General features: G+C 32.4%; 14 protein-coding genes. All 14 read right to left on the minus strand.

Annotation, left to right across the window (positions count from 1 at the left end; genetic code table 11):
* Positions 1-105: 105 nt before the first annotated feature.
* Positions 106-1,530 carry a hypothetical protein gene (locus G634_RS0100470; RefSeq protein ID WP_026503640.1) on the minus strand — a complete coding sequence of 475 codons (1,425 nt, stop codon included), beginning with the start codon at positions 1,528-1,530 and terminating at the stop codon, positions 106-108.
* Positions 1,531-1,649: 119 nt separating this feature from the next.
* On the minus strand, positions 1,650-2,681 hold the full coding sequence (locus G634_RS0100475; protein ID WP_026503641.1) for a hypothetical protein: 1,032 nt from the start codon (positions 2,679-2,681) through the stop codon (positions 1,650-1,652).
* A 9-nt stretch (positions 2,682-2,690) separates the two neighbouring features.
* Positions 2,691-4,151, minus strand: a complete 1,461-nt coding sequence (locus tag G634_RS0100480; RefSeq protein WP_026503642.1) for an MBOAT family O-acyltransferase — start codon at positions 4,149-4,151, stop codon at positions 2,691-2,693.
* A complete protein-coding gene (locus tag G634_RS21035; protein ID WP_155830469.1) occupies positions 4,148-4,306 on the minus strand; it encodes a hypothetical protein in 159 nt (52 codons plus the stop codon). Before G634_RS21035 ends, G634_RS0100480 begins: the two co-directional genes overlap by 4 nt.
* 409 nt (positions 4,307-4,715) lie before the next feature.
* Positions 4,716-6,389 (minus strand): LIC_10190 family membrane protein, encoded by a 1,674-nt coding sequence (locus tag G634_RS0100490; protein ID WP_026503643.1) that lies wholly within the window; start codon positions 6,387-6,389, stop codon positions 4,716-4,718.
* Positions 6,390-6,506: 117 nt separating this feature from the next.
* Positions 6,507-8,129 carry a glucosyltransferase domain-containing protein gene (locus tag G634_RS0100495; protein WP_026503644.1) on the minus strand — a complete coding sequence of 541 codons (1,623 nt, stop codon included), beginning with the start codon at positions 8,127-8,129 and terminating at the stop codon, positions 6,507-6,509.
* A 43-nt stretch (positions 8,130-8,172) separates the two neighbouring features.
* A complete protein-coding gene (locus G634_RS0100500) occupies positions 8,173-12,639 on the minus strand; it encodes a hypothetical protein (RefSeq protein ID WP_026503645.1) in 4,467 nt (1,488 codons plus the stop codon).
* A gap of 13 nt (positions 12,640-12,652) precedes the next feature.
* Complete coding sequence (locus G634_RS0100505; protein ID WP_026503646.1) at positions 12,653-13,369, minus strand: DUF6063 family protein; 717 nt, start codon at positions 13,367-13,369, stop codon at positions 12,653-12,655.
* Positions 13,370-13,505: 136 nt separating this feature from the next.
* On the minus strand, positions 13,506-15,110 hold the full coding sequence (locus tag G634_RS0100510; protein WP_026503647.1) for a hypothetical protein: 1,605 nt from the start codon (positions 15,108-15,110) through the stop codon (positions 13,506-13,508).
* Positions 15,107-16,117, minus strand: coding sequence for a Wadjet anti-phage system protein JetD domain-containing protein (locus G634_RS0100515; protein WP_026503648.1), 1,011 nt, complete (start codon positions 16,115-16,117; stop codon positions 15,107-15,109). The genes G634_RS0100510 and G634_RS0100515 overlap by 4 nt, the downstream gene beginning before the upstream one ends.
* 26 nt (positions 16,118-16,143) lie before the next feature.
* Entirely contained in the window at positions 16,144-16,587 is a 444-nt protein-coding gene (locus G634_RS0100520) for an AAA family ATPase (RefSeq protein ID WP_026503649.1), read from the minus strand.
* A 168-nt stretch (positions 16,588-16,755) separates the two neighbouring features.
* Complete coding sequence (locus G634_RS0100525) at positions 16,756-17,778, minus strand: glycosyltransferase family 8 protein (RefSeq protein WP_026503650.1); 1,023 nt, start codon at positions 17,776-17,778, stop codon at positions 16,756-16,758.
* Between the two features lie 21 nt (positions 17,779-17,799).
* On the minus strand, positions 17,800-18,807 hold the full coding sequence (locus G634_RS0100530; RefSeq protein ID WP_026503651.1) for an acyltransferase family protein: 1,008 nt from the start codon (positions 18,805-18,807) through the stop codon (positions 17,800-17,802).
* A 26-nt stretch (positions 18,808-18,833) separates the two neighbouring features.
* Positions 18,834-19,883: a glycosyltransferase family 8 protein gene (locus G634_RS0100535; protein ID WP_026503652.1), complete on the minus strand. Its 1,050-nt coding sequence runs from the start codon at positions 19,881-19,883 to the stop codon at positions 18,834-18,836.
* Positions 19,884-20,154 lie beyond the last annotated feature (271 nt).

Raw genomic sequence — 20,154 nt, forward strand, 5'->3', positions numbered from 1 at the left:
ACAAAACTCCTAACTATTATTTCAATTTGTATATCAAACGTTTTTTAAGTAACTTGTCACTAAACCTTCGCTTAATCCGAGAAGAAAAATTGAATCTATTCCAATTTATCCCCAACTATAGAAATAAAGCACAAGTGGAACTACGCCTATAATTAACGATATTCCTGCTCTAAGTGGAAGAAGCCAAAAAGGAATATCCTCACCTTTTTTGGTAATAGCAAAATCTTTTTTCCAGAATGGCCAGTTAAGTATTGCAAAAATAAGTACAAGCGCTGTATATACTGAAAGTCCAATGCCGACTGCATAATTCTGTAAGCGTGCATCTGCAATATAATTTCTAAGTAGTGTTACTACACTATCACCTGATCCAGAACCTGGCGTCACAACATGTTTCCACAATGACAGGCTAACAATTTCAGCCTTGAAACACCATGTAAAATAAAACATCTGAGCAAAGATAAATGCTGCTGTCATCAAAGTTTCAAGCATAATATTTATATACTGATACTTCTTATTCAGAAGAATAAGTGCAACAACATATGGTACCATAAGAAGCTGCCAATATGGATGAGAATAAGCAAGCGTAAACTGTATGAAATAAGCGATAAAACCACAATACATCACGAGCTTTCCATTCTTCCATACCTCTTTTTCTTCATGCATATAACACCAGAAAAGGAATGCAATCTCACCAAAAATAAATAAGAAAAGTATACCAAATGCTATATTTCCTCTATCAAACAAATCCATATACACAGGCTTAGCAACATTTGTCCCGGAACTACTCGGAGAAAATACACATCCGTCCACAAGTTCAGGTCTTCCGTATGGAAATACTATCCAGAAGAATAAGCATGGAATCATGACAAGTATCATTTTAAGAAGTATTCTGCTTATTCGCTTTTCTTTTAGCAATAAAAGCGGAACAAATACAAGAAGTCCGAAATACTTAAACGGTGCTACAAGTGCAAAAACGATAATAAATTTCTTCTCATCGTTTCGCAAATAATACGTAAGCCCCAGCATTGTCAATGTCAGGGAAATGATATCATACTGACTTAATACAACCAGTCCAGAAACATAAAATCCAGAGGTAAAGAACATTAATATGCCTGTTTTCCTGTCATCTTCGCCAATTCCAAGTTCTTCCAACATAGAACGAAAAGTTTTAATAAAAAGGAAAGAAAAAAACAGCATCAAAGACTTCATCCACATAAGACACAAAGAGGAATGAAAAATATCAATTGATGTTATCTTCTCAACAATCCATAAAGGCAAATTCCATATAGCAAAAATAATGTACATTGGAAAATCATACAAAGGAACATACTGCATATTTCCAATTAAAAATATCTGTTTATAGAACTGCCTGATATTTCCAGCAAAAAGAATATCCCAGAATCTAACACCCTCTAATCCGGTTTCATAAAAATCAGCATAGAAATAACTATAGAAAAGGGCTACCGCTATAAACGCATAACCATAAATCCATATATTATTTCTTTGAACTTTATTCTTAGTATTTCCCATATATGTTTTTTATAAACTCCCATCCTGCTGCTTATATTTGTTACTTGTATTTTCTGTTTCCACTATATTTACTTACAATCTGCTTGCATCTATTTTTATAATAAAACAATGCCTCGACATTACTTTGTCTTGTTTAATGCTTTAGTAAAGTTTTTAGTAAATTCTTCTCTTCCACTTGAAGATAAATGAAGCCAATCAACAAAATAGTCAACATTGCCCGTATCAAATGATATCACATCTTCTGCAACTTTTTCATCATTTATTTCAGAATTGCATGTAAACTTGCTATCCTCTATCAAATAAAAATCAACATTATTTTTCAAAAGAAGCTTAATATAGCTCTTCATAAGTCCAGCATAATTGTCCTGTGCCATAATGCTGGCATATTTGGGTGTTTCTATAAATGTAATTGGAATATTATTATTTTTACACAGGGAAATAGTTTTTTTAACATAACTCTCCTGATTCTTGTTAAAAACAACAGGCAATATTTTATCATAATCTGTTTTCTTTAGTTTAGCTATCCTATCAGCTTTAGACATGGAAACCATGCCATCAACGCCGCCTCCCATCTCAACCTGAAGATTTCCTCCTTGTAAAAACTGAGCATTTGTTATTTTATAATCTATTGGCCATGACAAAAGTCTCTCATTGCCAGTTGTAACAAACATATCCCAGAAATTTTTTATAGGACTATCCGAAAATCTGCTCATATCTTTCCAAAGCCTGCATTTAAACGCAAAATCTGTTTCCATCAAAAGCCTGCTATCTTCAACCCATGGATCAACTGTCATAGCAAAAGCATACAAGTCAACATATAAATGCCTGATTTTGACTCCCTTTTGCAAAACATATGCAAGTTCCTCGTAGCATTGAAAAGGCCTTGTTCCATTATATGATAATATATAGTTTACTCCGTCAACATTTTGATTTAACACATTTATATCGAGCCCTTTTCGAAACATTGATGATCCAATATAAATATTGACACCCTTACCATCATTATACTCGCCATTATGATAGCCCGTTATCAAAGCCTGTACTCCATAATTTGCATGAGACAACAAAAGCCTTGCATATTCATTTTTTATCAAAATAAGCATCAGCGACAATATAAGCGCAAATGCAATGCTTTTAAAAATTTTCTTCATCTTTCACCTTTAGTAATTTGCATACAAAAAGCTTCCAGAGCCTGTTACTCCGAACATAATAATAAATAATACATATAAAAAGATTCTAAAAGACTCTAACTTGTTGTATCTACCTACATGGTACTCATTATCATACTCAACTACAAACATAAATACCAGCATTATAAACAAAGTCAAAACATATGCTACGCAGGTGCTATCACTTGTAAATGGAAGTATTGAAGCAGTTATAGTCTGATAATTAATCGATATTGAATCAAACATGTGTACTACATACAATGCCGCATCCGCAAATGTATTAGCTCTGAACAAAATCCATCCAAACAGAGCAATCACGAACACTAAAATCTGTCTTAACGACCTAATAACTGGATTTATTTTATTTTCAGCTATATCTTTTTTCTTAGAAAAAACTCCAGATGTAACATTCCAAAATCCATGATATATTCCCCAGACAGGATATCTCAAACCACTTCCATGCCATAATCCGCAAATAAAAAATACAGCAAATACATTTAATTTAGATCTCAACTTAGAAACTCTGCTGCCTCCAAGAGGAAAATAAATATAGTCTCGTAGCCATGTCGACAAAGAAATATGCCATCTATGCCAAAAATCCTTCATATCTAATGCAAAATAAGGCCTATTAAAATTCATATCACAGTCAAGTCCAAACATTTTAGTAGTACCTATAGCAATTTCTGAGTAACCTGCAAAATCAAGATAAAGCTGCAACGAATATAAAACAGCAGCAATCCATAACGAAATCGAAGGATAAAACTTATACGAACCAAAAATAAGTTCAACATATGCGCTCATTCTATCTGCTAAAACAAGTTTTTTAAACAAACCCGATATAACAAGTTTTATACCATCGCCAAAAAGCTTATTATCAAATTCGATTCCCTTATTAAAAGAATCTTCTATTTGTTTAAATCTAGCAATTGGGCCACTTACCATTTGAGGAAAAAACAACACATAAGAAGCATAATTAATAATGGAACAATTTCCATCAATCTTATTTTTCCTAATATCAACAAGATAACTAATCTGCCTAAAACTATAATATGAAATCCCAAGAGGCATGATAACCTTTAGACTTAAATCCATTCTTTCAGCAAAAAAATTGAAATACTTAAAAAAGCACAGCACAATAACTATCACAATTATTCCAAACCAAAGAATAATATCTGCACTGCCTTTTATCGCTTTTTCTTTTACTTCTTTTTCTTTCGAAAGTTCCCTGCCAAGATACCTTCCTATAGCCCATGAAAACAAAGTCTGTGCTACAACAAGTGCCAAAAAGCGTAAGTCAACTAAACTATAAAATAACAAACTTTCAAGGAGCAGAATAAATACTCTGCTCCTTTTAGGAAATAAGTAAAAAACACATATGCAACTAATTATGAATAACAAAAGAGCATAAATACTCCCATTTAAATTGTTAAGCCAAAGCGAAATAAAACTCATTCGCCTCTATCCTCCCAAAAGTATCCTTCATCAAGATATCTCATCTTATAATCAGCAGTCGTCTTAGGATTTATACATCTAAAAAGCATCAGCACATAAAAGCTGAATAAAGCAACTGAAATAATATATGCAAATATTCGAAAAATCTTATTCATAGTACTCCTGAAAAAATAATGTCCTGCTTTATTGTTTTAGTAATTCGTTCGAATAACAAAAAGTATACTTTATTGTTTCTATATAGTCCGTTTTACTGTTTGTATATTTCGTCGCAGACACGCTTTCGCTTGATTATAAACGTAGTGGTACGTAATGCGCTAAAAAACAGCGCATAAGTACCAACGTTTATAAACAGTTCTGCTCATGAAATATTACAAGCCAGTAAAACTAATCTACTAAGTATTTAAAACAATAAAGTATGACTTCTTGTCACTTATAATCAGAAACTCGCATTTACTGCGAGTTTCGTGAGAACAAAAGTCAAGTGGCAAACTGGTTCAAGGCGAAGCCTTTTTTAATGGCAAGTTTGCGTGGTTTTTGGAACGCAGTGACAAAAATCTATAGATTCTACTCAGTGCGAGATGATTTAAATCCATCTTCCAATGAATTACCTCTAAACTGCAGCTCTTCAAGCTGAGCACTTTCTGGTGTGCTAGGAAAATAATTATAGTCTGACTGAGCTCCCTGTGTTGGGACATAGATTATTATATCAGAACCATCTTCATACTTTAATCCGGTTTCATGACCTTCTACTGAAAATGACTTATAGTCTGCTGGTCTAAACAATCCTGCATTTTCCACATTAAGGTCAATTGCAGAATAGACTTCTGTGATTAATACCGCACCTGCACACAAAGCTAAAATGTTATTCTCTCGAACAAGTGTTCCCAAAACCACCATGCAGATAATCCACATGTACAATTCACCATATCGAATCAAAGGTGCAGACTGCATCCAGAAAACGAATGAGCAAACTGCAACGAACATAACGAAATCTTCCTGTACAAGCTTTTCTTTCTTTACAATCTTTTTCAAAAAGTGAAGTACAAATACTATAAGCGCTATAATATCCACGACAAATAATATCTGGCTTCTAACACTTAAATTAGAATACCATACAGGAAGCCATTTCAAAAATCCAATAGACATCGGATCTTCCATGTACTGCACTCCTCTTCCCCACATGATAATACCATCACTATCAAGCTTTGCAACTGACTTTGGCATTTTCCAGTCAACATTAAATAAATCAATAGAAGTTACAGGATAAATAAGGTATCCGGAAATAATAACGTTTCTTGCCAAAAATGGTGCTACTACGATAAGTCCCATTGCTACAAAAATAATAATCTGTCTCCAGTTTTTCTTCTTTATAAGCTCAACAAGCGGATACAGTACAAGAAGCACTATAAGCCCTGCAGACAGCTTTAAAGTAACTGAATATACTCCAAAGATTGCTATAAGTCCAAATAAAGCTATACTATCCTCTTTTCTCTCAATAAATTCAAACCATTTAATAAATACAAAGGCGATACAATGCATTACAAGAGGGTCTGTATCTGCAGATCCATAGGACATTAGTCTTCCTATTATATAGATAATAGTTACTATTTTTAATAAATCAGATACTAGAACTCTTTTAGTTTTAACACTTCTAATAGTAAGCGCACAATAACAAACCATTAAAAATGCAAAAAAGCCGTTTAATGCATGAAGACTTTGACCTACTACTGAACTCCAACTATACAAAGCTCCCAGACTTTCATAAGCACTGTTATAAGCAAATCTAAAATGCAGATTCCCAAGACCTTTCACAGTTCCATATTTTTCAATCCATTCAACTGCCTGAATATGATACATATATGTATCGCCAAGATATGGTGTTGATGATCCTATCGCAAGGAAAAAAAGTCCTATTACCACTATAAGTGCTTTCTTCCATGTCTTAATCTGCCCTATAGCAGCAAAGCTTCTCTCAATTTCATTTCTAAAGCTCTTTTTTACTACAACTAGAGAAATAACAACAATAGCACCAAGAACAATATTCGCCTTAACTCCCACTCTATAAAAAAGGCTAAAGGTTTCAGCAAAAACTGTAGTGAAAGCTGTACCTATTGCAATACGAGCTTCTACTCTATTTAACCTACAGCTAAATATCTTTTCAAAAAGGCTTCCCAGTCCCCAGCCAATCATATATATGGAAATAAATGCCCAGCACCAGTTTATGCAATTAAGTATCATTCTAATAATCTCCCTCTATGCACCCTTCAAAAATTTGTTAACACGCTCACTACTACACACTCAGCATCTACAGACTTTATGAAATACCCTCAATAATAATATACTGCTTTCCCAATCTTAACCAAACAATACATTCGGAGGCATAACTGTCTTAACCACAACGACTGTTACTCCATCGTACTTAGTTATTGCAAAATCACCAGACATTAATTTCTCATACTTATTTTTAAGATTTGAATTCTCGATTTCTTCCTGCTTGTCAATACTTGGAGAAAGAAGCTGCATACCTTCATAGTTCTGAATATGTGCTCTTATTGAACTATCCTTATAGCAATATAAATTTGTAGTTGCTACAGGCCATATTACGTCATACAATTCCGGATCATATTTAATAGGACTTACGCTTTCATTCTTGTCCCAAGATGTGATGTTAAGGAAATATACTTCATCTTTCTCGTACGAGAAATCTTCCCTACTATCTAGTGATGACAATATTCTAGTGCAAAGTGTTGCATCCTGTTGCATCACAAAAGCCTGAACCTGGTATCCGTTATTATCAAACAGGAAAAAACCATACATCATCATTATAAAATCAGCCAAATATACCATTAAAAGTTTCTTATATCTTCTAACATCATATTCAGCAACTCTTTCAGCTAGCATAACAGTTCCAGCTAATAGGAATATAAACGGAAGTCTGTGTTGTCCTTTATACATAAAGGTATATCCTACCAGAGTAATCGTACATATTGCTACTGGAAGAAGTGCCACTCCAAGAACAGCCAATATTTTTCTTGATTTATCTATCTTGTTCTTATTCTCTTTAAAAAGAATACCAAGAAATAAAATATCCAGTAGATATGCAATGTATATAGTAATACTAAACTTGGGAATAATCTGAATCTTCCATATTCCCTGAACAATAAACTTCTTGTAAACCTGAATAATATTAGCTCCGATATGGGTAATAAAACCTCCTGTAAGTGCATCTTCAGCACCCTGATATCCAGTCATACTATATCCGCCAAATACTACAATTCCGATACATAGTATTAATACCATTATTCCTAGAATCACTAGAACTGATATACTCTTCCAGGCTCTGTTAAGCAAATATCTGGTACTAACCTCAGTATTATCAGCAAGTTCTGCAATAAGCCATAGTAAAACAAGTGTCAAATAGCATGACATAGCTGTTGGCATAGTAATAAGAGATAAGCCAAACAAAACAGAACCTCTTATCATCTGTTTTTTAGAATTTTCTTTTCTGGTAACGCAAAAGGCTGCAATAGTTGCAAATAAAAATGCTATTGGATAAGACACTTCACCTAGCACAATATTGGCCTGAGTAGTAGGTGATACCTGCAAAAGAGTCGCAATAGCAATACCTCCTGCATAAGACTTAATCTTAAACATCGAGATAATAAAAAGCGCCATCACAGCCATAGTAATAATAGTAATCCAGCCTGATACATAAAAAGCTCTATACCATGTTTGAATTAAATCTATAAATCCGCCGAGTATTCTTCCTGTACTTGCACCATGGAACATAAATCCAAGTCCCTTAGGCGGAGCTGGATAATTTATCATAATAATATCATCACTTCCTGGCATATTCACCATATAGTACAGATGACTTATGATACCTGATATAATCCCTGTAACAAAAATCGTAAGTGATTTTTTTACATCTTTACTACTATTTAGCTTTTCCAAAAATGTTTTAATTATACTATCCAAATTAATACTCCCTGTAAAGCAAAGTTATAATCACAAAAATATCTTAAAACAAGGTTCCCTGCTCAAATACTTCGATGTGAGAAGTTCTTATTTCTTCAATTTCACTTCCTCTTTGATGTTTTGCCTGTAAATACTGCATTCCGTTTTTCAAACTGGCCATAACAAGATTGAGCACATAAATATTGTCAAATCTTCCATAAATCGAATCACCGCCAAGACCTGACAAACATATTAACTGCGTATGATTCTTTTTTGCAAGATTCATCATAGGTTTTAGCAAATGTTCCGAATAAGTCATTCCAAACGGATTATCCATAAGAAGTACTTTACCTTCATTTCTATCTGCAAACAAATCGCTTTCATCTCTTCTTATATAATGAAGTAACGATGATAGAATAACAAAAGTTGACAAAAAGCCCTCTCCTCCAGAATTCTTGGCAACTTCTTCCCAGCTTATAGCATACTCTTTCTGTTTCTCAATTTTGTAGAGTTTAATTCTGACATTAGATGTCCCAATAATCTCATCATACATAGCTTTTGTATTTACTTTAGTTCCTATGTATTCAGCTATGCTTTCATTACGTTTGAATAACCCCATACAATGCTTTGTTATTTCTTCTATAAAATCTCTTACCTTGACTTTATAAATCTCTTCATTATCCTGCCAAGCCGGCAATGAAATGGTCAACATTTTAATATTACGCTCTCTGACTGAAATTGTCGAGTTACTATCTATTTTGCCCATCTCCAAATGAACCTGCCTTATATAATCAAGGATTTCTGATAAAATGCTTTCTTTTTCCTTCTCAATCATATCCAAATCAACAGCAATTTTCTTCATCAACGAATCATAAGCATTTACGCTTATTTCTATCTGACGAAGAATTTCTTTTGGCTCATCCAAAAGTCTAAGCATAGCTTCTAATGGCTTTTTATAATAAGGATCTGCAAATACAGGATTAAGAAATACATCATTAATACAGTCTGACAATCTGTTTCTGCATCTTTGCTGCTCTTCTTGTGCCTTCATATAAGAAGAAACAAGTCTGCCTCTATATTTCCTTAATTCATCTTCGCTCATACTCCTAAAATCTTCTTCAAATGTTATTATAGCTGATGGTTCAAGCTCTTCATACTCAGCAAGTGAAGCCATAACTGCCTTAAAACTCTGTAAAGAAGCTATAATACCTTCAACTTTTTTATCGATTTCTTTTATCTCATATCGAAGGACTTCAATCTTTTCATCAAAATTTTGCTCTATAATCTGCTCTTTTGGAAGAACATCTACAAAACCAGTCTCTTTTTTCATCTGAGAAAACATTGCCTGTGCTTTAGCTTCTAATACCGACACTTTTTTATCTTCTTCATGAAAGCGCTTTTGTTTGATATCTCTCTCGTTTTTGCAAACAGAAAGCATTTTGAGACACTTATTCTCATTTTCTTGTGATGCATCAATCTCATCAAAGCATTCTTCTGATAAACCATATTTAGCTATAGTGTTTTCAAAATTTCTCTTCGCCCTGTTTAATCGCTTTTCTTGCTCTATTAATTCGTTCTCCAAAGAGCTTATATCTGCAGAAACGCCTTTTGTAATTGCCATATATTCTGCTTCTAATTCTTCAAGAGATTTTCCAAAAGTTTCCTTTATTTCTCCATCACTTTCGCTAACATCTATTTTTCTATCTTTATAAACTTCAAATAAATCCTTTTTCGTATTCTCGTTATAAAGCTTAGACAAGAGCTGCTCTTTAAGACTTGTATTTTGCAAAATCAAATCTCTATCTTTGTCCGCAGCCTTCTTTGTCACATCTTTCCTGCTTTCGAGACGTTTTCTTTCCTCAATTTTTCTTGTCTTTTTTTCTATCTTTTGGACATACGCATCATATAGTGCAATAAATTTATCCATTTCAAGATTCTGGTCAGAAAGGACTCTTCTTTTATCTTCAATAATCCTTATTTTTTCCGCATTTTCTTTGATTTCTTCTTTGTTTCTTATACGAAGCGTCTCATTCTCCGTTATTTTTTCATCAAGTTTTAAAAGATTATCCTCGTAGTCTTTAAGCTGCGCTAAAGCCTCTTCTTTTTTTATTTTAGTTACATCCTGACCTCTTATTATTTCTCTTCTTTTGATATATTCTTCTTTTTCTTCAAGTCTTATTTTAAGCTTATCTTCTAATACCTTGATTTCTTCTTTTTTTAAAGAAATCATTTCAGCTAAAGAATCTTCATTTAAAAGTTTCTCGTTGAAATGTATAAAAAAGCTTATGTTATCAAGTTCAACAACACTTGAATTTCTATTTAAAGATTCTATAATACCATTTTCAAGTTCCTGTCTAAGGACAATAGGAACAGGCATAGAAGTAACAATCTCCTCATCTACATTCTTTAACCTTTCAAGTTCTTCTCTTGTAAGAACCAAAGAATATGGAAGAAAAGGATTTTTCCTTACAAGCTCTAAGTTTTCCTTCTCTGACTTTCCATTCTTTTTCAAAAAATACATGCCAAAAATAACCGGAATAAGATTTTTATCAAAAACCTCTTTGATAGTCAAAGGAAGTTCAGTAATAATACCTTCTTCCAATGCTCTAAGTTCTCTTATAAGCCTATAGTCATTTTCTTCCATCTGTCTGATATTCGTAGACATATCCCTTATTTTCAGGTCAAACTTCTCAATAATCTTATCTTTATCATAAATCATATCTTCTGAAAGCTGCAGATATGACATAATATCTCGTCTACTTTTTAATTGACTTTCAAAGTTTTCAACGCATTTTTTACAAACTTCAAGTTCGCTTAGAAGCCTTCTTTTTTCAACTTTGTCATCAGAAACAAGACTCTCATATTTTCTATCGAGAATCTCCATTTTTTCCATTTTCTTCTTTAAATTTTTGCACTCATTATCTGCTTCAACAAACTTTTTTGATACATCGGCCTTCTCAACTGTAAGCATACCGTCTTCATAGTATCCCAAAATATTTCTTCGAAAAACTGTATTAAATCTTTTATTAAACTCGTCTTCCACAGAAGAAAAGTTAGAAATGCTTCCTTCTAAGATTCCTAGTTCGTGCGATACCTTTGAAACCATATTTTCTGTCTCTTCTAAAAGAGCTGTTCTTTCCATAAGGCGAGACGTAATTTCATCAATTTTTGCTTGGATATTAATACTCGACGCTTTGGTTTCAGCACACGTGTCAGCATATTTTCCATAAATGACAGTTCCTAACAACTCTCTTCTAGGCTCTAAATCCTCATTTTTTCTTTTGGCAACTTCAAGCTTTGCTGATAAAGTATCTTTAAAACTTTTCTCAGATTCTCTAACTTCTAAAAGTCTCTTTGCTTCAATCTCATGAAGTTTTCTTTGAATTTCTTCAATATCTCTGTCTATTCCAGAAAGCTCCATTTCTGTCATATGAAGATTTGACAAGGTATCTTCCTTATCTGTCAAAATTGCATGAATTTTTGCAGAATACTTTTCATAGACTATTTTTCCAATCTCAGATAATTTGTCTTTTCTTTTATTATTATAGTCATCTATATTATTTTTTGCTTCTTCCTGAAGTATACCTATTTTTTTGCAAAAAGAAATAATATAGTCCCTTTGTTTTTCTACAACGTCTTGTTGAAGAGAAGCCTTTTTAGCCACTTTCTTAACACTTAAAGTATCTGTTTCATCGTCTCTTTCAACCAACTGCTTAAACAGCGTTATAGCTTCTTTTCTCTTAATCTTATCTTCATTCTCATAGCATTGACGAATGTGGCTACTTGTTATTTTATTAAATTCTTTAATTCTGCTGCCTTCATTATCAAGTTTCTTCTCAATAGCTTCTAAAAACCATTTCTCAGTAAGTCCCTTCTCATCTCTACAGTCCGCAAATAAATCAACAAGGCCGCCTTCCTTAAGATTAACCTTCTTGATAATATTCTCCCATTCTCTGTAATCAATTTTATATTCACACAGCTTATCGAAATACTGACGCTGCTGAACACCATGATTCATGTCATAATAGAAAAAATTTGCTTCCTTCGACTTTTTATATGAATCAAACAACTGCTTACATGCGACATAGTTTTTCAACTTGATATCTTTAGAACTCTTCTCCACCACAGGAAGATGCCTAATATCCCATTCACACTCGCCATCATAAATGCTGATAATAGATGTAATCTCTAATTCATCATGTGCGTCATCCTCACCAGTCTCATCGGGATTTTTGCGAATCATAAAACCATTCAAAAGTTTCCTATCGCCGCCGTCAAGAAGCCATTCAATCAAGATAAATGAAGGTTTAGTTCCTGTAAAGTAGTTTTCAAATGGACGGTCTTTCGTTCTTCTGTAATTCTTATGAACAAATGGCGCTGTAAGCATCTGCACCAGAACTGACTTACCACCGCCATTTTGCAAAGAAAGAAGCGTGCTCTTACCATTAAGATGAAAAAACTCATCATTAATTCGAATACTTCCATTATTGTAGTTTATATTTATTAAACGAATTGAATTAATCGTGCCCATTATATATCTCCTGTCACTTTGTTCTAAATGATGCACAAATATCTTGTATTCTCTTATAGTTATTCTCATTCAAGATATTATAATCCATGAAATGATCAAGTTTAACCGTGGTAAAAATCATTTCATCACGTTCAACATAATCAATTAATCCCTGCTTCTGGAGAAAAATCAAAATATTGTGAATAAATCCCTCTTTAGTGGTTTTTAGTTTTCTTCCATCTTCATCAGACCTTAAAGCTTCATATGCTGCTTGCATATCATGAAAGGCTATTCCGACTTTTTCTTCATCCTCATCTGACATCTTCTCACAGCCTTCCTTAAGCCTTGCCGAAATACTGTTTTGAAGTTCTCCAACACGCAAGAATTCTCTAGTCTTACTACTAAGTCCCTGACCATCATAAAATTCAATTAATAGTACCAGTATCACAAACTGAGACAGATAATAATCTTTATCTGTTCCACCCGATTTACACAACATTTTCTTAAGCATAGTTTTAGTAAAGCCAAGACAGGAATTTCCTTCTTCTGGAATTAAATAAATCACATTTCCATAACGCTCGATATGACTTTCTGCGATTTCTCCCTGACTCTTAACTATATTCTGTATCTCTTCATTTTCTACATATAACCTATACAAACGCTCATCTGTATCTACTTTTAACTCGTGATATTTCAACAGATGATAGAAAATTTCCTGACTTAATTGTATTGTTTCCATATCATATGCCATACTAAAACCTCTTTAAAATGTACATAATTATAGATTTTTGTTCTCACGAAACTCGCAGTAAATGCGAGTTTCTGAATGAAATTGACTAGAATCCTGCTTAGCAGGACAAAATTTCTCGTTTTCCACGATAAATACTTTAAAGCAGTACTATCTCCACTTCAGAACACCTTATTGTCTTAAGTAAATGCTCATTTGAATAAACATTTTCAAACAATACTTGCTGATTACCTATTCTGTACACATAGACTTTTTTTACTTTCTGAGCATCATCAAGCTCGTCTAATATCTCAAGAAGCATAATATTAGCTTCAAAAGTATCTTTACTATCATCTATATAAAAGCTTTTCTCTTTCCTAAGACTATCAATATCAAGTTCTGCAGCCTTTAACAATTCCACCATCACTTCCTTGAAAACATCTACAGTTGGAATCAGCTCATCAAATGCATCCTTATTCTGAGCTATGCTTTTTAACTCCGAAAGACGAATCTTGCCACTCCTATATGCGTTACCAATAACAAAATTCATGCAAGAATAATACTTTTTTCTCTTCTCGAGTCTAATTCTTTCCTGTTCCTCTTCCCAAGCTTTTTCATCGAACAAAACCTCCAAAGCCTCATCTTCATCACACTTTTTAGAAGAAGGCTTTTGAAGCTGCACAGCTGTTGATAAGTTGTATATTCGGCTTGGATCTCCGCAAAAAAGAGGTGATAGAAAGTTGTCAAAATCTCCCAGAATTTCTGGTCTTTCCAACACTTTGTCGTATACTTCTTTTCGGAAAGAAAAACGCCTTATCATAGAAGCCTTAGACATGTTTTCAAGTTCTGCCGAATATAAATCTTTTAAATCAAAATAACTATTTAGTACATTTTGGTGTTCTTCAAGTACATGTCCAAGATACGAATTTATTATACCAAGATTGTGTAGATTCTCTTTTTCCGTCTTATCTAACTCCCTGATATTTATGTGCGTATTCTCAAGCTCCTCTTTTCTATTAGTGACCATTTCTCTAAAAGCTTCGAAACGTGGTCTTGATGATGCTATCGAATCGAGATTTTCATGTAATAACTGCTCATATTCAGTGACAGAGTAGTCAAGGGCATTTCTCCTTATCCTGCGCATAGCATCTCTTGCCCGCTGAACTTGTATTCTTAACTCATTAAAAATCTCTTTAACATCATCTACTGCCTTATCATAACTTTGCTTTTCTAAATGCATTTGGAATAACAGTTCCTGAATAGTAAGACGCATATTATTTTCAATTTCCAAAGTCGAAAGAAGAAGATTATATCCATCTTCTGTAAGCTTGTAAGATGTTCTCTTGATATCTCCATTCATATAGACAATTTCATTTGTTATATATCTAATAGGAATAAGCTTGTATTCTTTTTCATCAAAATCATAGCCATCAAAAGTGCGCATTACACCGTCATTACTAAGAATAGTATTTAAAATGAATATAGAAAGCTGCCTACATTCATCGAAATTCCAATTCTTGTCGGGCCAATATTCTGATAAAGAATCCAAATATGCAGCTATATCATCAATTGTACATGGAGTCTCCTTTAACGAGTTTTCCATTAAAAAGAGCATCACAGTAAATGTAATATTTATCTGCTCATCAGATTTCTTAACATTATATTTTATCCAGGTATTCTTCTGAACAATGTTCTGAATCAATATAGAATATAGGCCTACATTACGCATTCTTCTTGGAAAATTGGCCAAAAAATCATATTTCATAAGGTATAATCCTGCACTGACAATATTTCTTGTGGTATATAGTGATTTGACTTTAGCAAGCTTTGTACAGCTTCGACATAGTCTTTATTAAAATACGCGAAAAAATCAGTACCGTCAACCTTAACCTGTCCCTCTTTCATAGAAGGAAGATTGTTAAGTTGCAGCGCTTTTTGCAACATTTTCTCGTAAAGTGCTGTAAACGGTACTATATTCAACCTTCCTTTGAAAGCCTTAGCAAAGTTCTCAAAGATACTGATTCCTTCATAATCTAAATCACCTGCATATAAAAAAGTATTCTGTTTATTTCTCATATATGGCTCAGTGAAAAATTCAAAGTCTTTAAATGCTCTACTAACCCTTTTACCTCCACCATAAACAATTGTTCCTATCTTTTTCCCTAACACTTCACTTATATTCTCATTTTCTATCAAAAACTTCCTCATCCCATAAAACGGATCTAAGTTTTCTGAAATCAGAATATTTTGCGGTTCTTCTTTGGATATTGACAAATACGCAAGTGGCTCCGCTGTCTGATACACATTCAAATCTGAAACTGACATATTACAATGCGTTAGAACTCTTGCAGCAGATATTCCATTTTCCTTTATGCCTGAAAGAAATTTCTCCCTCTGCCATATCGCAAAACTTCTTTCATTGACAGACATCATTATACTAAGCTCGTCTGCTGAATTCTCCAAGTAATCGCTTAACGCCAGAACAAAACCACGTTCAAGAAGATAAACATCCAAGTGTTTCAAATAATAATCAATGTTAATTCTAGTAGAAATTGAAAACCTAAGCTCGTTCTCTAAATCTGTAAAATCCGTTTCATCCTCATTCTTCCAATATCTAAGCGGAAGAGCTGGTTTCTTCCCATTTGTCGGAGATTTTTTTATGGGAATAATCTCTTTATTTTCTATCTTTGATAAAATATAGGCAGCTTCTTTGGTATATGAAGAAAAATGGTGCCCTTTTATTATTTCTTCATAAGTTATCTTTTTGGGCATATTATTTCCTGATTTCTTTCAATTATTCAATTATTAAAAACGCTTAATATAGCATGAATGATGTTTATAATCTTTGCTTGCATTAACCAATTCGCCATTATTCTCTTTCTGATTAAATTCATTGAATCAATTACAGTTGAATCTTTTCTTATAAAATCAGTCATGACCAGACGTATTACATCAAACTTCTGTAAATATTTATCCCATGATTTATCATCACAGGATTCATTTTGGGATAATTTTGTGTTTTCAAAGATTTCTCTACTACTTGTCGTCCTATCATAGTAGGCACAGACCATATCTACAGCCATAGTCTTACCAAACCTTCTAGGTCTTGAGATACTGATATACCTTTGATTAGTATTCAAAACAGAATTCAGATAAGTTATCATTAATGTCTTATCTACATATATATCCGAATTAAGTGCCATTTGAAATCTTTGTTTTCCTGGATTTACATATAATCCCATAATTTACTCTCTATTCTTTTGGTTAATGTTCACCTCAAAATAAATGGGGCATTTGTCTAACTATTTACGAGTTACATATATCTTCCAAAACAAAAGTATTAAAAAACAATCTTTACTTGCATTAACTAATTCGCCATTTTTTTCACACATGCCATTTTTTCTTCCTACTCAAACTGTTTTACCACTCAAATAAGTCTTCTGAATCCATTTTTTCAAAAAAAATCCAGACACTATCCCATTAATAGATTTAGGTAGCAACTTGTACATTAAATAGCGTATCACAACAGACTTATTGGCATTATACTTGTTACTGTTATAAAAACTCTCATCATAAAAAACAGAATTTTGATAATAATCCATATATATTTTTTTCATCGGATGATTACTATTACAGTACCATGGTCTAATAAATGAACTTCCACTAAAATGAACAACTACAGGTTTACTCAAAGCCATCTTGTGTTCTTCTTTTGAGTAATAGTTTTTCTCCTCTAATCCATATGCTCTACATATAGATTTATATGTCTTATACATAAAATTAGGAGATTGAACATTATAACAAAGCGGAATCTTAAAAATGTACTTATTCAAGACAACATTGATAATATCCTGATCTACAAGAGGATAATTTCCTCTAACTTCTTTCATGTGTTTTAAAATCTTATCTGTATAGTTACCTTTTTTCCACCTATCAATATTAATCAACATAACGCCAGAATTGTAATATAATGAGTTTTCAGGAATTTCTAAGGATTTAACATATTCCCTCTGTGTACAATCTACTGCCATTCCTAAAGTATATTCAATCGGAATTTCATATTCATATAAATTATTTAAATTTCCTACTACCAAAGTATCACAATCAATGTATATCGCCTTTTCTAAATTTGGCAATAATTTATCTATAAAAAATCGAGCATATGCTGTAAAACTAATTTTATTTTCTAAATTATATGAAACTGTAGTAATACTGCTGATTTGCTCTATAAAATCTTTGACATTAACATAGAACAAGTTCCGACCATACTTATTAGAAACCAATTTTAATTGCTCTTTATTATTGTCACTTATTCCATCATCTAAAATATATACATTTATTTCACCTGCATCTTTATTATTCTCAAACAGTGATTCTATCGAAACACCTGCCAAAAAAGAATAATTATCATCAGTTGCATATATAATATTCATCTTCTAATTCTCTCCAATTCTTTAATAATGATATGTAATTGGACTTAAAAATATTCTACTAAGCCATGATTTCTTTGATACATTATTTGACATTATAAGAGCAAAGCTAAAACATAACAAACTGTATAGTAAACAATTTATTACAGAACATTCAACTATTTCCTTATCACGAAGAAATTCCACGATTATTATAATAAAAAATTGAAAGAAGTATATCAATTGCGTATTCTTGCATATTACAGATAACACCCTGTCCAATGCATTTATGTTTGCTTCTTTTGATTTTGAACTATTTATAACAAGAAAAACAATTGCTGGAATCAAGCTTGCACCGCAAACTGTCATTAACATCATAAAACACAACTCTAATCCACTACTACCCTCACTACTAATATCGACAATATTAAAAAAGAAAACGAAAAATAACCACATTACCATGTTTATTGAAATGCAACTTATTGCTTTATTTCTGTCTATGCTCCAAAGTGTGCCAATCAAAAATATCATAATGTAAACTAATATTTTCCCAACTGAAGGAAGCTTATATAACAAAATAATATCAGTAAATGACAAAATAAGAATAGCACTCAGAAAAACTACTACTCTTCCCTTATCCAGTTTTCTTATAATTTCCAACAGAACAATTGAAATGCATAACACTGGAAAATACCACATATTATGAGCAGTAAGAACAAATATTTCTTTCAAACTTTTTCCAGAATCACCAATGCTATACAGCACTATTCTAAATAATGACAATATAAAAATATATGCTATAAAGCTCAAAAACAAATTCAACAATTTATAAATCCTATATTTTAGTTCATGTCTTACTGTATATTTTGAATATAAATAGCCGCTAATCAACATAAATGTAGGAACATGTGTTGTATAAAAGAACAATAGTATTTTACCTAACACTTCAGGATTTATACTCATACTCCCCCATGTATGATATAAAACAACACTTATAGCTGCTATAGCCTTTGAATATGTAATATATTTTTCTTTACCCATTGTCTTGTCCATATTATTATCACGTTATTTTTTTACTATTAGTTGTATATCTGTTTTATCCCCTCCTGATATGAATCATGATAAGGAAAAAGAACAGAATTCATCCATCCGTACCCATGTCTAAAAACGATAAAAACCCATTCTGCCATTTCCTTAGGTAAATTAACATATAAGAACCTCAAAAACTTCTCTTTGCTCCCCATTTTCGGAGATGGATATTCCTCTATATTATTCCAGGGATTTTGTTCCGTACGACAATAGTCCCACCACATTTTTTTCAAAGGATGTAATGAATTTTTTTCATGCGGTCTAAAAACAAAAGTCTGTGGAATATGTATTATTTCGGGCTTATCATACGCACTTTTGATTTCTTCTTTCGTCATAACAGGTGCATTGTTAAACCTAAGCTTATTTTTCCACTCAAAATAATATGTTATGCCATAAATGTTATACTTTAAAGGCAATTGTGCCATATCATTTTGAAATTCAGTGTTAAGAAGTCCCTGATCTTTTGATCCGTAGATATCCCCATACTTTTTAATTCTAGAAATCAAACGCTCCTCACATTTTTTATTGCGCCACTCTTCAAGATTAAAATAAACCATTTCAGCAACACAATACTTATGAGAACGCTTAAATCTACGTTCATAAAGCTTTTCTGACCAATTCATAGCAATTGGATGACCTTCAAAATCAAAATCTATAAGTTCATGCAAGTCACCTGTTACTAACGTATCAGTACCTATACTTATAAGTTTATCCACATCTGTGTTAGCAAAATACCTATCAATAAGCAACTTATAATATGTGACATAATTATTCCTATGTGCTGGCACTCCCCATGATTTGATTTCATTTTCCCACGAAGATGCATCTATAAATGTAATCTCAGACGGAATATCAGAAAAGTTCTTTTTTAATTCGTAAAAATTTCTTTTATTCTCATCCGTCATATCTCCAGAAGCTATAAAAATATTGTAAAAATATTCCTTACTTGCATTTAAATATAACGATGTAATTGCTGTTCCTAGCATAAATGCAAAATTATCACCACTCTGAAAATATATATTTATTCTTCTTTCATTCATAATTGTATCCTATTCTGTACTAATAAATAAGTTCACTGAGTTCTTAACTATACTTATAGAAAATGAATTTTAAACATCCATATGAAACTATATCAATACTTCACATAATCTATCTCACAGCTACTTTCATATTACTGTCCGGTAATATACAAAACTTCATTAGGATTATCCGTTCCATAATTATGTATTTTTCTTTATGAAAAAAGCTATAAAAAAAATTATATACATTTATTATGCCAGAATACCATGGTTCATTAATTCTTATCCCAAT

Source organism: Butyrivibrio sp. NC3005, assembly GCF_000424545.1.
Classification (GTDB): Bacteria; Bacillota; Clostridia; order Lachnospirales; family Lachnospiraceae; genus Butyrivibrio.